Origin of the sequence: Desulfogranum marinum, from assembly GCF_016918565.1 — a bacterium.
GTDB lineage: Bacteria > Desulfobacterota > Desulfobulbia > Desulfobulbales > Desulfobulbaceae > Desulfogranum > Desulfogranum marinum.
The window spans coordinates 1-15926 of the sequence record NZ_JAFFQD010000034.1 but is presented as its reverse complement, the minus strand read 5'-3'; the positions used below and the strand labels follow the sequence as shown (position 1 = coordinate 15926).

The window sequence follows — 15926 nt, the reverse complement described above, 5'->3', positions numbered from 1 at the left end:
AGATACATTCCTACGGCGCCACCAGTATTAATCTTCTGTTTTCTTCAAGGCATCATTGATCGACACAGCATAGGGGTGATGTTTACGTAAAAAAACAGGCATAATGTTGCGCTCTTTCCGGGCCTGGTCCATGGAATCGTAAATTCCATAATAAACGAACAGAGTTGGAGGCGACGATTTTTTACGCAGAATATAGAGCTGATCCTTAATGTCGTGATACTGATCCTGGACCAACATCCTTTTCAGGTTGCCCTCTGCGTTGTTGGAGGTCAGCATCATCAATTGAATAGTATACCCTCCACGAAAAGCCTCTGCCAGCCAGCCTGCACTTGCTCGACGACGCTCACGGAAAAGCAGCTCACCATCCCGCCCCTTATACATCACCTTTTCCGAAGGTCTCTCTACAGGCTTTTGGGCGGCTACTTCGGGAGGAGGCGGGGGGGGCTCGGCAGCGACAACAGGGGGCGCATCAGGAGCCCGCTTTTTGCCCTCCGGCCGGACTATAATGATAGCCGTTTTTTTTGATTCCGCCTTTTCCTGGGTAGAGGCAGGAGGAGTTTCCTGAACAACAGGCGTATCTAGAGGTTCAACAATGACATCCTCCTCAATGGCAACGCTTTCGGGCACCTGGGTGATTTCAGCCACAGGCGGCGGCACTACCTCTACTTTATTCTCTTCTGTGAGTTCCTTTTCCGGCTCGCCCGCAGGCACTGGAACCGTTTCCAGCGGCGGCTCAACAGCCGGCACGCCGGCTGCCGCTTCGATCGTATTTTCCTGTTCAGGAGGCAAGGACGGAGCAACCGGATCAAGTTGTTCTTCTCCTCCGGAAACCAACATTCCGATCACAAACACCAAAATAATTGCTACTGCTCCGGCACCGGCAAGCAACTTGTTCTCCTGGAAAAAAGCAACTGCACCTTCCAGCTTCTCCATCACCCTCGTTACCAGGGGAGTCGCATGCTCATCAGTCTCGTCGTCAACAGTTACATGATCCAACAGCACCATGAACGATTTCACCGAACAGGAATTCTGCAGTGACTCCTCAGCTAAGATATTGATCATCCGCATGTTACCTTGGGAAGATGCATAAATCTTAGCAAGAGCACCATCAGAGAAAAAATCTTCATGCTGGTCTAAAGAAAGCCCGGCGGCCTCCAACCGATACATGAGGTATTCGCTGGTCTCTTCTTCGTCCAATGGCTCGAGATAATGTCCGGCATTGATATCCACATTGGCACAATAAATCGCCAGCTGTTCAAGGTTTGCATCAAGACCAGGGCGACCGGCAAGAACGATACGCAGCACGTCGCCTTCCTCGGCCTCACAGATAGATCGCACCAGGCGTTCCAGGGTTGCCAGAAAGAGCTTTTCCGCCTCATCAACGATTATCAGCACTTTCTTATTCTGTTGGCGCCGTTTGTCCAGCAACCCATGCAGTTCATGCACAAAGTTGACCGACTCATGTCCGCCCGAAGGATGCATTCCAAGATCCAGACAGATGACACGTAACAGGTCATCAAAGGAACCTATGGGATTATCGATATAGACAACATCAGTATTGCCTGGAACTTTCTTGGCAATGATACGGCAGATGAGCGTCTTGCCGGACCCTTCACTGCCGATAAACTTGACCAAAGGTTTGCCGGTAATGATATCGCTGATTAAGGCCTTACAGACAACTTCTCTTTGACCGCCGGGGTAGAAGATATTGACATCAGGCTCTTCCTTAAACGGCTCGTAATGTAAGTTAAAATGTTCCAGATACATTGGGAATATATATAAATGCTTTGTAAATTTTAGGAAAAAAGCAGTCTCTAGTGCCTAATTTTATCACAAGTCATGCGATTATCAATGACTTAGCATCTCCTGTAAACCTCTTTTTTGCAAAGATGCACTCTTTTTGCTTCTTTTCCGAAATACTATATCCGATTTTCCTTCTATCGGCTCCAGACATTGTTCACAAACAAGCCACGGGCAGAAGCCTTTTCCTCATTTCTTAAAAAACAAGCACAAAAGTGACAGACCATCTCATCTTAATGTAAAAAAAGCAGGTCCTGGAGCTGCCCCGTGAATTTTTCCAACATCCTCGTTTCTTCAGATGAAATTCCATTTATTCCAGGTATAGTGCTCAACAAATAATACACTCTTTCATAATAGCTCATGTATGCTCACTGCACTTTTGCCTATGCCAGTCTTTCGCCTTATAGATGACCTGATCTTCCCTGCAACAGACCTCGCTGAACCAGATGGACTCCTTGCCATTGGGGGTGATCTTTCACCAGAGCGATTACTAATGGCTTATACCAACGGCATCTTTCCCTGGTACGCAGAAGGGGAACCGTTACTCTGGTGGTCACCCGCGCCAAGACTTGTCCTCTTCCCTGAAGAGTTTCACCTGCCACGCAGCCTTCGCCGCACCATCAACAAAAAAAAATTTACCGTCACTGCAGATACCGCCTTTGCAGAGGTTATCGCCTCCTGCTCCCAGGCCGGTCATCGCGACGTGGAAGGAACCTGGATCACCGCAGCCATGCAGCAGGCTTATATCCGCCTCCATGAACTCGGCTTTGCCCATTCCATTGAATGCTGGCATGAGGATACCCTTGCCGGTGGCCTCTATGGGGTGTGTATAGACAGCTTCTTTTTTGGCGAATCCATGTTCACCACCATTACAGATGCATCTAAGGTTGCCCTGGCCACCTTGGCCAACAGCGCAAACGCCTTTAACATTGCCATTATTGACTGTCAAATGACCACAGAACATCTTGTTCGTTTTGGAGCAAGGGAAATTTCCAGAGAGCAATTTCAGGAACAGCTGGAGATGCAGATCGACGCATGCAAACCGCAAAAAAAATGGCGTCTGTAGAAACAGGTAAGGAGGGGACCTGCAAACAGACGCCAATCAGGAAGGACATGATTACCAATTGAAGCGTGTTCAAGACTTCAACCGGTACTGATTGATCCTGCACTGCCATACAATGATCAATCGATAGCAGGTTGTTCTCTCCCTGCCATGACTTGTATTATAAGTACCACAATGTGCCTGTCAAGAAAAATTATTTATCCCCCCATACATTACATGTCCAAGTCAAAATCATAGCGCAGGGAAGAGCGGGCAAAGTGACGGTTAATTTTTTTGAGCCCATACAGGTTAGGGACAGTAAAATTGATTTCCCAGTCACCGACTTGAGAGACGCCACGCCCTAAATAGACAATATCGGTCACTTTCATCTCCAATGGAGCGACAGAAAGCAACATGAACAATCGATGGCGGTTGACTTCCATAACAATCAGCTTCTGTGATTTATCTATTTTTGTTTCCTTGAGCTTCCACCGTACTTCTACTGCGTCTTCCCGTTGAAACTTAATCCGTTGTAACTGTTCACAATCTTTACGGTGCAACGACAAACCACGCTCACTCAACAGGCCAATAACTCCTTTATCCAACGGTGTCGGTTTACAACAGGCAGAAGATTTCATGACCACCGGGTCCAAAGTAGTAAGATCGACCCGGTTAAAGACCCCGGTGGGCTGATACAAAGTGGGCCGACCAACATACAACCCATTGCGAATCTCGTAAATAAGTTCTCGCAGCCTGACATGCCCTACGCCTAGCTGAAGAAAAAGCTCTTCAAGGGAATCAAGCTTAAAGTATGCCAAGATATCGGTCATCCCCTGTTTTTCAATCACCTCAAAAGGCACACCATAACGCCGCATCTCCTGACGCAAAACAGAAGCACCGATGTCCGTGAGTACCTTTTCCCGACGTAACCGAAATGCCTTTGCCAACTCTGAACGTGCACGTGAAGTTTGGCACTTTCTCTGGGTGTCATAATCAAAATTAACAGGCTTGTCCTGGCGCAGTACCTTGACGACATTGCCATCTCTGAGCTTTGCATGGACATCGACCTTACGATTACCAATCATGGCTCCGACACAAGTATGGCCAATGGCTGTATGAACACGAAAGGCGAAATCAAGCACAACTGAGTTGACCGGGAGACAGACAAGATCACCTTGGGGCGTGTAGGTATAGATCTCTTTTCGCCCTCTGGCCGCAATCAGGTCGCGATACGACACCGAATCCTCGCTGCCGAGGATATCAAACATCTCTTGAATTTCTTTAACAAAACGAACTTTAGCCTTACCGCCCTCATTCCAATCGCGGACAAGTCCTCGTTGAGCCCTACGGGCCATACTTTCTGTGCGGATCTTAAAAAGGTACTTGCGGCCGCCTATATTGCATCGCGCATGAAGCCCTTGATAACCGGAGGGCTTAGGATTGGCTATAAAATCTCGAATGGTTCTCGGGATTGGAGGATAGATGACATTCAATGTGCCCAAGGCAGTGTAGCAGTCTTTCCGCTGGCCAACAAGTACCAACACCTCCTGGGGTGTCTCAATCTCCTGAATAAGGATACGGTGACGAAAATCATAGTACCCCCATAACCCTTTGGTTCGTAGTGTTATCTTGCTCTCGATCCCAGCCTTGCTTAATGCCTGCTGGGCATTGGCAATGATTTCCAAAGAAGCAGGATCGTTTTTCAGCTTGTTTATCTTGAGTTGCAGCTTATTTCCCTGACGCGGATATTTATATGCCAAGGCAAGGTTATACAGTTCTCGCTTGATATCAAACAGCCCAAGAATGGTTGCCAGGGGAGCATAAATGTCCAACGTTTCTACTGCTATCTTCTGCCTTTTATGGCGAGGCATGGAAGAAAGGGTACGCAGATTATGCAACCTGTCTGCAAGTTTTACCAGCATCACCTCAAGCCGCGCTGCCGCACCACTAAAAATTTTCCGGTGGACAAGCTTTTTAAAAGTCTGCCGGTCCCCCGAATAATTGGTTACCTTAGTGCATCCGTCAACAATCGCTTCCACAGTGGGACCAAAGTGATGGCGAATCGTTTCATTGGTAATACTCTCAACATCCTCAACCGTATCATGCAACAGCGCTGCTGCCAGCATCTCCGGATCGGTGATATCTAGTTCTTCTGCAAGAATACGGGCAACACTGCACGGATGCATAATGTACGGATCGCCTGAACGACGCCATTGATCCCCATGGGCATCAAATGCGAAATCCAATGCATCCCAAAAGACTTGTCCCTCAGCACTTTGATCGACAAAGCGCCCCATAACCTCTTTATAAGCAGGAATATCAAAAGAGGATTTATGCATCATAGTTGCCCAAATGGACCTGTTTTTCTGTTTTTATCATCCAGATAGTGTAGGATTAAATTCATGCCTTGCTGCAAGCTTGCCCTGCAGTGTAGCAGATTGTCATTATCCAACAAAGTAAATTCTCCTGCCACAGGCTCCTGAAGACCGACATCAACGATATAAAATGACCAGAAAAAACAATCATCGGCTGCGAAACAAATCCGCCGCCAGAAAGAACCATAGAAAATCACGCTCAACAGACTCCAGCATGCCCCTGATTGAGCAAAAAGTGACGAACATACTGGTCAACCAGAAAAAGCCGATATCGCTGTCAGATATTGCAGCGGCCATACACCTTTCCAGAAAGGAGAGACCTCGCCTGGCTAAGCTGCTTGAAGAGATGACGACCAAAAAAAAATTACAGAAGAAAGGGAAACGGTTCTGCCTTGCCTTCGGTAAAGACCTGGTGCGTGCAAAATTAGACCTTACGGCAAAAGGGTTTGGCTTTGCTACAGTAAAAAACCAGGCCCCCAAAGAAAAAGATATCTTTATTGCTGCCAGAGACCTCAACGGTGCAAGCCATGGCGACACGATACTGGTAGCCATAACGCACTTTGCCAGGGGGCGGAGGGAAGGCAGGGTTATCCAGGTACTCTCTCGAGCCATCACAAGTCTTTGCGGCATTTTCAATGCAAGCGGTACAAGCGGTTATGTAACTCCTGATAACGACAGGCTCCCCTACACGGTGCTTATCGGTAAGGATAACACCTCTAATGCAGAGGACGGTATGGCTGTAGTCGTGGAAATAATTGACTACGGTAACGAACGGCAATCACCACAAGGAAAGATCACCCAAATCCTCGGCGATCCCTACAACACCGAGGTGCAAATAAGGATGGCCATACTGGAGGCCAAGCTTCGCGATCATTTTCCCGATGCAGTTATCGCACAAGCAGAAAAACTTCAGCCGCTTACCACATGCAGCGATGATCGGCAAGATCTGCAGCATATTCCACATGTAACCATTGACGGTGCTGATGCCCGTGACTTTGATGATGCCATAGCGGTAGAACAGACAGCCACCGGTTTTACCCTGTATGTTTCCATAGCCGACGTCAGCCACTATGTTAAACCCGGATCTGCAATAGATCAGGAGGCGTACGCTCGTGGTACAAGCGTTTATCTCCCAGACAGGGTACTGCCAATGCTTCCCGAGCGGTTATCCAATAATCTCTGCAGCCTGGTCCCGGAAAAGCCCCGCCCTGCATTTACAGCCATATTACGCTTTGACAAAACAGGCCATCGAATTGATGAACAATATACAAAAAGCCTGATTAAGAGCAGGCGTCGTTTCACCTACTCAACGATTTATCAACTCTTATACCAACAGGACCAGCTTCTTCTCCAGCAACATGCCGACCTTCTGCCCATGCTGGAAAATGCGAAAACGCTCACCACCCTACTCGCAGGGCAAAGAGCTCGACGCGGCAGCCTCGGTTTCAACATACCCGAGCCATCCATACAGGTTGCTCAAGGTAAGGTGACAACCATCACCTTGAGCGAAAGAAATCAAGCACACATGTTAATTGAAGAGTGTATGCTTGCGGCCAATGAAGCTGTTGCCGAAACGCTCGCCACCCATGGCCGCCAGGCATTGTTCAGGATACATGAAAACCCAGACCCGACAAAAGTAGAGAGCTTTGTCGATGTTTGCAAGGCATTGGCCGTAATCATACCAACAACCGCTAAAACTCCAGCCTGGTTTGCAGAGGTTATTGCAACTACTGCCGGCACCCCCCGTGAGTATGTCATCAACAATCTCCTGCTCCGTACGATGCAGCAAGCAAGATATGCTGCTGAAAACACCGGTCACTTTGGACTTGCCGCAGAGTACTACCTCCATTTTACCTCCCCCATCAGGCGCTACCCGGATTTGATTGCCCACCGAGCACTGCATGCCCTGCTCAGACGCGAAACAGGTGACACTCGTCTGCTCCCACAATCATCCGGCTACAACGCTCTTGTAGAGGCAGGAAAAAACCTTTCTGGTTGCGAACGTAAAGCCATTACGGTTGAACGAAACGTCCATGCCCGGTTAGCTGCGGTCTACATGAGGGACAAAGTGGGGGAACAGTACCCGGCCGTTATTTCCGGGGTCACCTCTTTTGGTCTTTTTGTAGAATTACAGAAAGAGTATATCAGTGGAGCCATTCCGGTTCAAACCATGAAAGACGATTATTATCTTCATGATGCAAAACGGCATCGCCTCATTGGAGAACGGACAAACCGTATCTTCCAACTAGGAGATACAGTGGAGGTTACACTCGACCATGTGGACATTCTCAGTAAACGCATTACCTTTTCCCTTGCTACGGCAGAAGACAACTGAGCAGGTTCTGCTCATTGACCATGGATGATTGCAACTGCAGTTTCTCTTGACGAAGCAGCCTATTTCAAATAAAACCCAGCTTGACTATGCGCATGGCTGACAAACTCTAAGGAGAAGAATGTAAATTCCATCCTGTGGACACCCAATTATCCCCAGACACAACTCTTCGACAAAACACGTAGTATTTTACACAGAGGACAACGACAACATAAGCGTAGTGAATGTCAAGTCGCCCTCTCATCTTATAAGAAAAAGGCTTTATTTCGAGGTATCAACATGGAAGAAACAAGCTGGATAGGCAGCATATTAGGTAACCCTTTCCTACGGGGCCTTCTCATTGGACTCGCAATCGCATTTATTCTCTGGGTAAAGGCACTTTTCAAAATACGTGATCTCAACAGCAACCTGAAAAAATTGCGTGAACATCTGCACACCAAACTGGAAATTGACTCTGAAGAAAACGAGCGCCGTAAAATAGAGACCGACAAACTGAAACAGGAACGAGACAACCTGCGCAACATGGTCCAGGTGCTCAATCAAAAACCTGGCCGACAGGAACTCCGCCAGACACAGGTCTACCAGAAAGCAATTGAAATCATGTTTGAGAAATCACCAGGCTTTGCTCCTGCCTGGCAGATTACACTTAAAGACGCCGAAGAGGAAATCAAACGGGCGGAAAGGGGGATTATTCCTTTCTTTAAACGTATGACCACCAACTCTTCAACACCAGCAGAAAAACCCGGCAAACGTCACCTGGAACTCGAAGAATCAACCGGTAGCTGAGTCTAACATTACCAACTTCCTCTTTTTACCGGAACTCCGCCTTGGAGTTCCGGCAATATCTTTTTTCTGCGCTCCTGCAAACACGACCACCTGCCTCTCGCTTCCCTACCCTACAATGAACGACACACAACACAGCCCTGAACACACGATGATCGCTCTCATCCTGGTACGACCGAAATATCCTGAAAACATAGGCGCTTCAGCACGTATAGCCCATAACTTCGGCATTCAAAAACTGATCGTTGTTACCGACGAACAGCCGGATAAAGACAAAATGCTTAAGATGGCCACGCACAAAGCTGCACACATGATCCATGAAATGGAGATATATGCAACAACAGCGGAAGCAGCCCGTCCCTTTCATTCCATCGTAGCAACCACGGCCAGACAGGGGAGGCAAAGGCCGCAAAAGATGAGTCCACGACGGGTGATGCAGGAATTTGCGCCACTAGTGGCGGGGAACAAGGTGGCCATCATGTTCGGTCCTGAAAATGCCGGCCTCACCAACGAAGATGTCGACCTGTGCCAGTTCACCTCCACCATCCCCACAGCGGATTTTTCCTCGCTCAATCTTGCTCAGGCGGTGGCCATACATTGCTATGAACTCTACACAGTCCTGCCCGATGTTGTCCACCCTCACAATAAAACCCAGGAATATGCCAACTCATACGATCTTGAAGGCATGTATGAGCACATAGAACAGGCCCTCCTTCGGGTCACCTTTCTCCACGATACCAACCAAACCTACTGGATGCGTAATATTCGTCAGTTTTTAAGCAGAATCAGACTGAGGAAAAAAGAGGCCAGCATGATTCGCGGGATCTGTAGAAAATTTATCTGGCATCAAACCAAAAAATCAGATCCCGTATAAAGGGCAGCTGCTGCACGCGGGATTTTTTTTTCGGCAATACTGCTTGCCGACCTGTACCAATAACGCGTGATATTCATTGAACACCTTGACATCAGCGTTCAAATTATCCATGAACAATGCCTGCATTTCCTCGTAACTGGTTGTCTCCCCCACAAGGTTATGCCGACTCAAAACGCGATAGGTATACGTATCAACGACAAAAACAGGAAACTGAGCAGCATAAAGAAGAATACAATCAGCAGTTTCCTGACCAATCCCTTTGACACTCAAAAGCTGAGCTCGCAATTGTGTGAGTGGCTGCGCTAAAAAACCAGCCACGGTCCCAACTCCATGAGTGACTATGCAGCGACATAAGTTCAGCAGGCGAGTAGCCTTGATATTGTAGTAGCCTGCAGGACGAATATATTCTGCCAGCAATCCGGAAGGCAATTCGACCATCTTTTCCAGGCTGAGCAGCCCTGCGTCCTTAAGCCTTTGCATGGCCTTTTCCACATTGCCCCAGTTGGTATTTTGGGTCAATATAGCACCCACCATTACTTCAAAAGGTGTTTCTCCCGGCCACCAGCTTTGCGGGCCGAAATGATCCATGAGCCTGGTATACATTTCACTGAGTGCATCTGCGGCCATTGGTTTCTTTAATCCCCCAGACAGATGCCAATTTCACGAGCGGTAAGCACTTTATCACTACTCAAGTCCACCTTTTTTCGCCTGCAGATAGCATCCGCAATGGGTACCGATGTCATTGTAGGCGGGGTCCAGGCTACCATATGATCAAACATTTCCGCCTCAGCCATCCGAACCGCTGCGGCACCGAAGCGAAGGGCAAGGAGCCTGTCAAAGGTCGTAGGAGAGCCGCCCCGCTGAAGATGCCCCAGTACCAGCGAGCGTGTATCCTTGCCAAGCCGGTCACGGATCTCGGCTGCAACCCACTCACCGACACCACCGAGCACCACCTCATCTCTGCCAAGTTCACCTTTACCTTTACTCATTACCTGCCCCCCTTCGGAGGCAGCTCCTTCAGCAACCACTACGATTGAATAATGCTTGTCATGCAATTCATTATCGGCAATCTTTTCGCAAACTGCATCAAGACTAAAAGGGATCTCAGGGATAAGAATAACATCGGCGCCACCGGAGATACCTGAATACAACGCTATCCACCCTGATTCTCGTCCCATCACTTCAACAACCATCACTCTATCATGGGATTTTGCAGTAGAATGCAGCTTATCAATGGCATCGGTAGCGGTGGAAACGGCAGTATCAAAACCAAATGTCCGATCAGTCGCTTCCAGGTCATTATCAATGGTTTTGGGTACCCCGATAACTGGCATCCCTTTCTGAGCAAAACGGTGGGCTATATCCAGGCTTCCATCACCACCGATAGCCACGTGACAAAAAAAGCCCATTCGTTTAAAGTTGCTCAAAATTTTATCCGAAATATCAACTATTTTAATTTCACCTGCAAGATTTTCGACCGGCACTGCAAACGGATTTCCCTTATTGGTTGAGCCAAGAATAGTCCCCCCCACTGGAAGAATCCCCTCAACATCTTCCGGAGAAAGGCGCACCAAATCATCCCGGTCCAATAAGCCGCCATAGCCCGAGCGGCTGCCATACACCTCCCATCCCTTTCTGGTTGCAGATTTAACCACCGCAAAAATTACCGCATTAAGACCAGGGGCATCTCCACCGCCGGTGGATATTAAAATTTTTTCACGCATTCTCTCTGATAATATGAAAATTTTTTTATTTTCTAGATGCACTTCAACTTTGGAAAAGGAGAGAATGCATATTCGACATTACAAAAAACAAAGTGTAGAGACTGGGAACAGTTTTGACAACATCTTTCAACACTTCGCTCTCATTTGCTTCCGATTCACGTCCTCCTCTCCGTATACAAAGAGGACTTCCCTATTTTGACATTCTATGGTAAAGGGCTTTTTCATTTCAGATATACGTAATTTCATGCAGATGACATTGGCTTGTCGCCCTGTATTGACTTTACATATCAACTGCCTTAACGTAATACTTACGTCAGAACACATTCCCTGTAAGGGATAAAGAAAGGAAACTTAGGAGGTATGAATGTTTGAAGTAACGGAATCAGCCATAAAAAATCTCAAATCCTATATGGAGCAAAACAGCATTGATTCTGCTGTCCGCATCGCCTTGATGCAGGGCGGTTGAGCTGGCCCATCTTTGGGATTGGCTCTGGATGAGCCAAAAGATAACGATAAAACGTTTGAAGAAGACGCTATAAAATTCCTGGTTGAAGATAGTCTGTTGACTACCTGCGGTGCAATCAAAGTCGATTTCCTCGAAGCAGGATATAGATCAGGTTTTTCCATAACCTCAACAAATCCAATTGGCGGTGGTGGCTGCAGTTCAGGATCCTGCTCTTCAGGATCGTGCGGTTGATTACAAGAAACTATTTTCTTGTACACAAGCCCCTGCCTCCCGGCAGGGGCTTTTTTTTGATCAAAAGAAAGCCCTGTAACTCCTGGAGGCAGCCAACAAAGTCGTACCACTGGTAACTTTATTTAGCCATTATGCTTGTCCAGTTAAAAACAAGGGGTACATATCCGAGCCCGTTGATTTACTGCCTTTTCGCCCAATCTCTTCGTTATGTTAAAAAAATAATCCTCGGAATATCAAATATATGCCTGTGGTTATTTTTTGATCATGCCTCGACCTTGAACGAAAATTCTTGTAAATCAACAAACTCATATCTCACTATCATGTTTCCCGTTAAATAATTATTTGAGAACTCACAGGAGATACATATGTTTGAAATTACAGAATCGGCCCTAGAAAACCTTACATCTTACCTGCAGCAAAATAACACGGAGTCGGCCATCCGCATTGCGCTGATGCAGGGTGGTTGTGCAGGTCCCGCATTGGGCTTAGCACTAGATGATGTAAAAGATAACGATACCACCTTTCAAGAGGGCACTCTTCAATTTTTGATAGAAAAAGAACTGCTCTCCACGTGTGGGGCCGTAAAAATTGATTTCGTAGAGGCAGAACACGGCTCTGGATTTTCAATAACCTCAACAAATCCCGTTGGCGGTGGTGGCTGCAGTTCCGGGTCATGCGCCTCTGGATCGTGTTGCTCATAGCAAAAATATAATTTCGCTAAAATGCCTTTGTCACTTGACAAAGGCATTTTTTTATGAGCAAAAACAAAACAAAAGCCTGGTGTGCCAAAATCTTGACACACCACTTTTCATCCTTACTTTCTCCGATATAAAATTTTTTACCCTCAACCCTCCCATAGGGAAAAAAGGAGAAATACAATGCAACTCGATAAATTCACTCTCAAGTCACAGGAGGCAATTCAAAATGCCCACAACCTTGCCCAAAATGGCGGCAACCAGGAAATACAGCCGGAACACTTACTCAAGGCAATCCTGGAGCAGCCCGAAGGAGTGGTCGTTCCTGTTTTACAAAAAATGGGAATAACGCCAAGCCTCATCCTCAAAGAAACCAATTCCTTAATTAGTGAATTACCCCAAGTCACGGGTGCCGGAGCAAATCAATCATATGCTTCGCCACAATTTCGCACCCTGCTTGAACAGGCATTTAAAACGGCCGCCAACATGCAGGACGAATATGTCTCACAGGAACACCTCTTCCTGACCATGCTCGCCACACAGAATCTCAAGGTAGCATCCATGCTTAAACGCATGGGAATTACCAGCGATAAATTCCTGCAAGCCCTAACCTCAATAAGGGGTAACCAGAGGGTGACTGACCCCTACCCTGAAGAAAAGTATCAAGCCCTTGAAAAATACGCTCGCAATCTAACAGATGTGGCAAGACAGGAAAAACTTGACCCTGTGATTGGCAGAGATGAAGAGATTCGACGTATCATCCAGGTACTTTCCAGAAGAACCAAAAACAACCCGGTCCTGATTGGCGAACCTGGAGTCGGTAAAACCGCTATTATCGAAGGCCTTGCCCAGCGGATAGTCAACGGAGATATCCCTTCAACCCTTGAGGGCAAACAGGTTATAGCGCTTGACCTGGGAGCCCTTGTTGCCGGGGCTAAATATAGGGGGGAATTTGAAGACCGACTCAAAGCTGTAATCAAAGAGGTAGAAAAAAGAGCAGGCGAAATAATCCTTTTCATCGATGAGATGCACACTCTTGTGGGGGCAGGAGCAGCAGAGGGCTCCATGGATGCGTCTAACATGCTCAAACCCGCACTTGCAAGAGGGGAGCTGCATTGTGTCGGCGCGACCACACTCGATGAATACCGAAAATACATTGAAAAAGATGCGGCTCTTGAACGGCGCTTTCAACCAGTGCTTGTTCAGGAACCAAGCGAAGAGGACACCATAGCTATTTTACGAGGCATTAAGGAAAAATACGAAGTGCACCATGGCGTCAGGATACAGGACTCCGCTACCGTGGCGGCTGTATCTTTGTCAAGCAGGTATATAACCGACAGGTTTTTACCGGACAAAGCAATCGATCTTATCGACGAAGCTGCATCACGATTGCGTATCGAAATAGACTCGATGCCGACTGAAATTGATCAGTTGGAGCGAAAAAAAATAAAACTTGAAATTGAGCAAGAAGCCTTAAAAAAAGAAAAAGACCAAACATCTAAAGAGCGCCTGCAAGAACTCAAACAATATCTGGCCAACTTGGATGACGAATTAAAAGCCATGAAAGGTCGGTGGAGCCTTGAACGTGACATTATCCAGTCAATTCGGGATATTAAAGCAAACATAGATGAAGCGAGAATGGAAGAGCAGCGTGCTGAGCGCAGCGGCGAACTCAGCAAAGTGGCAGAAATCCGCTACGGCAAGATTGTTCAACTCGAACAAGACCTTGAGTCCGCAAACAAAAAACTTGCTGATATTCAAGAAAACAATCCCATGCTCAAAGAGGAGGTTTCAGAAGAAGACGTAGCCGCCGTTGTTGCCAAGTGGACAGGAATTCCTGTTGACAAGTTGCTCGAAGGGGAAAAAGAAAAATTGGTTCAGGCGGACAATGTGCTCGCCAAAAGAGTCATTGGTCAAAAAGAAGCCATCCATGCTGTTGCCAACGCGGTTCGCCGGGCAAGGGCAGGTCTTCAGGATCCAGACAGACCCTTGGGCTCATTTATTTTTCTCGGCCCGACAGGGGTGGGAAAAACAGAGCTGGCTCGTTCACTGGCAGAGTTTCTATTCGACTCGGAATCAGCCATGATCCGAATCGACATGTCTGAGTACATGGAAAAGCATTCGGTAGCGCGCCTCATTGGGGCACCTCCGGGCTATGTTGGGTACGATGAAGGGGGCATGCTTACCGAAGCTGTCAGAAGACGCCCCTATGCTGTCATTCTTCTTGATGAGATCGAAAAAGCCCACCCGGACATTTTTAACGTCTTGCTCCAGGTGCTTGACGACGGACGAATGACAGACGGAAAAGGCCGTACAGTTGACTTCAAGAACACTTTACTGATCATGACCTCCAACCTTGGCAGCCAGCTAATTATGGAGATGGGCCAAACAAACCCGGATGAACTGCGCCGCCAGATTGACGATTTGCTTCACCGGCAGTTCAAGCCGGAATTTCTAAATAGAGTTGACGAGTTAATAACATTCCACAGTCTCAGTAAAGAAGATCTGGAACAAATAGTGGACATCCAGATTAAGCGGATGAGGAAAAGGCTGGCAGACCAAAAATTTGAAATAACCCTTAGCAACGATGCAATTCAATTTCTGGTCAATGCAGGCTATGAACCCGCATTCGGCGCAAGACCACTCAAAAGAGCAATAAGGCGCTACATTGAAGACCCCTTGGCACTGGAGATCCTTGAAGGTAGATTCGTAACCGGTGATCATATACAGGTATCAGCGAGCCTCGACAATCAATTACATTTCAGTAAAAAGTAATCCTCTCCCAGCTTTTCTAAACAGAAGAAAAGCTGGGCTTTTTAACATTTCACTCAACCGTGAAGATTATTTCGGATAAAAAATCCCCAGTCTCCTTATCCAAGCAAACAATTTAATATGGTTCTCTCAATGAGAAGTAAAACAGAGATTGCCATTTTAAAAGGGTTCGACTAGATAGCGCTTTTGCAAACACTCTACCAGGACACCAAGATAAAAAAAGGATAGAAAATGGCATCAGAAATAGAAGAGCTGACAATCAACTATGAGGAAGACGGCTTAGTAGTAGTAAAGGAACTCGACAAAGAGGTCCTTTCAAAGGGAGCATGGACTACTATCCTCTTTTGCTACCAGGAATACAATAGAACCAAAGAAGAATACGGTCCGGAAAAATACTCGATAAGAAGGTATCAAAAAAGAAATGGTCAGTATATTCCAAAATCAAAATTTAATATCTCAAGCGCTGCACAAGCTGAAAAGATCATTACGACCTTAACAAAATGGACAGCCGACAAATAAGAGGAGGATCATACCTAAGTCCGCGCTTCTTCCCACAATTGGCTGCCCCTACAACTGGGTACAAAGCACCGTAAACCGAAAAACGAACGAACAAAAGTCTTTTTGCTTGACTCAAAAAAGCAACTACTGTATATTTGCTGCTCCGCTGAAAACCACAGCGGCTTTGTGCTGTCACAGCACTTTACCTTGATCTTTGACAACTGAACAGTAAACAAGCGGGCCAATTGATTTTGGTTTTTTTGAAGTAAGTAAGTCCAATCGTAAGTGATTGTGGCTAGGATATAAACTGGAGAGTTTGATTCTGGCTCAGAAC

The 15926-nt window shown here is 46.9% G+C and carries 12 protein-coding genes; 8 read left to right on the top strand and 4 right to left on the bottom strand.

Features of this window, described 5'->3' with window-relative positions; translation table 11 throughout:
- Positions 1-27 precede the first annotated feature (27 nt).
- Positions 28-1767, bottom strand: a complete 1740-nt coding sequence (locus JWH17_RS16975; protein ID WP_205223850.1) for an AAA family ATPase — start codon at positions 1765-1767, stop codon at positions 28-30.
- Between the two features lie 397 nt (positions 1768-2164).
- Between JWH17_RS16975 and aat the strand changes: the two genes are divergently transcribed.
- Complete coding sequence (gene aat / locus JWH17_RS16970; RefSeq protein ID WP_232371156.1) at positions 2165-2866, top strand: leucyl/phenylalanyl-tRNA--protein transferase; 702 nt, start codon at positions 2165-2167, stop codon at positions 2864-2866.
- Positions 2867-3075: 209 nt separating this feature from the next.
- Here aat and JWH17_RS16965 read toward each other — a convergent pair whose 3' ends face one another.
- A complete protein-coding gene (locus JWH17_RS16965; RefSeq protein WP_232371155.1) occupies positions 3076-5184 on the bottom strand; it encodes a RelA/SpoT family protein in 2109 nt (702 codons plus the stop codon).
- 163 nt (positions 5185-5347) lie between these two features.
- Between JWH17_RS16965 and rnr the strand changes: the two genes are divergently transcribed.
- The 3 genes from rnr (at position 5348) to JWH17_RS16950 (ending at position 9206) form a co-directional block, all read left to right on the top strand.
- Positions 5348-7552 carry a ribonuclease R gene (gene rnr, locus JWH17_RS16960; RefSeq protein ID WP_205223849.1) on the top strand — a complete coding sequence of 735 codons (2205 nt, stop codon included), beginning with the start codon at positions 5348-5350 and terminating at the stop codon, positions 7550-7552.
- A gap of 276 nt (positions 7553-7828) precedes the next feature.
- The gene (locus JWH17_RS16955) at positions 7829-8335 is read left to right on the top strand and encodes a hypothetical protein (protein ID WP_205223848.1); all 507 of its coding nucleotides are present in this window, start codon (positions 7829-7831) and stop codon (positions 8333-8335) included.
- Positions 8336-8450: 115 nt separating this feature from the next.
- Positions 8451-9206: an RNA methyltransferase gene (locus tag JWH17_RS16950; RefSeq protein ID WP_205223847.1), complete on the top strand. Its 756-nt coding sequence runs from the start codon at positions 8451-8453 to the stop codon at positions 9204-9206.
- Here the strand turns inward: JWH17_RS16950 and JWH17_RS16945 are convergent.
- Both JWH17_RS16945 and JWH17_RS16940 read right to left on the bottom strand, forming a co-directional pair.
- Positions 9192-9833, bottom strand: coding sequence for an endonuclease III domain-containing protein (locus JWH17_RS16945; RefSeq protein ID WP_205223846.1), 642 nt, complete (start codon positions 9831-9833; stop codon positions 9192-9194). The two genes, JWH17_RS16950 and JWH17_RS16945, sit on opposite strands and share 15 nt — an antisense overlap.
- Positions 9834-9841: 8 nt before the next feature.
- A complete protein-coding gene (locus tag JWH17_RS16940; protein ID WP_205223845.1) occupies positions 9842-10930 on the bottom strand; it encodes a 6-phosphofructokinase in 1089 nt (362 codons plus the stop codon).
- Between the two features lie 364 nt (positions 10931-11294).
- Between JWH17_RS16940 and JWH17_RS16930 the strand changes: the two genes are divergently transcribed.
- The 4 genes from JWH17_RS16930 to JWH17_RS16915 all read left to right on the top strand — a co-directional run bounded on the left by JWH17_RS16930 (position 11295) and on the right by JWH17_RS16915 (position 15613).
- The gene (locus JWH17_RS16930; protein WP_369125065.1) at positions 11295-11627 is read left to right on the top strand and encodes an IscA/HesB family protein; all 333 of its coding nucleotides are present in this window, start codon (positions 11295-11297) and stop codon (positions 11625-11627) included.
- A gap of 365 nt (positions 11628-11992) precedes the next feature.
- Positions 11993-12328, top strand: coding sequence for an IscA/HesB family protein (locus tag JWH17_RS16925; protein ID WP_205223842.1), 336 nt, complete (start codon positions 11993-11995; stop codon positions 12326-12328).
- Positions 12329-12505: 177 nt separating this feature from the next.
- Positions 12506-15097: an ATP-dependent chaperone ClpB gene (gene clpB, locus JWH17_RS16920; protein WP_205223841.1), complete on the top strand. Its 2592-nt coding sequence runs from the start codon at positions 12506-12508 to the stop codon at positions 15095-15097.
- A gap of 228 nt (positions 15098-15325) precedes the next feature.
- Positions 15326-15613 carry a hypothetical protein gene (locus JWH17_RS16915; RefSeq protein ID WP_205223840.1) on the top strand — a complete coding sequence of 96 codons (288 nt, stop codon included), beginning with the start codon at positions 15326-15328 and terminating at the stop codon, positions 15611-15613.
- The last annotated feature ends 313 nt before the right edge of the window (positions 15614-15926 follow it).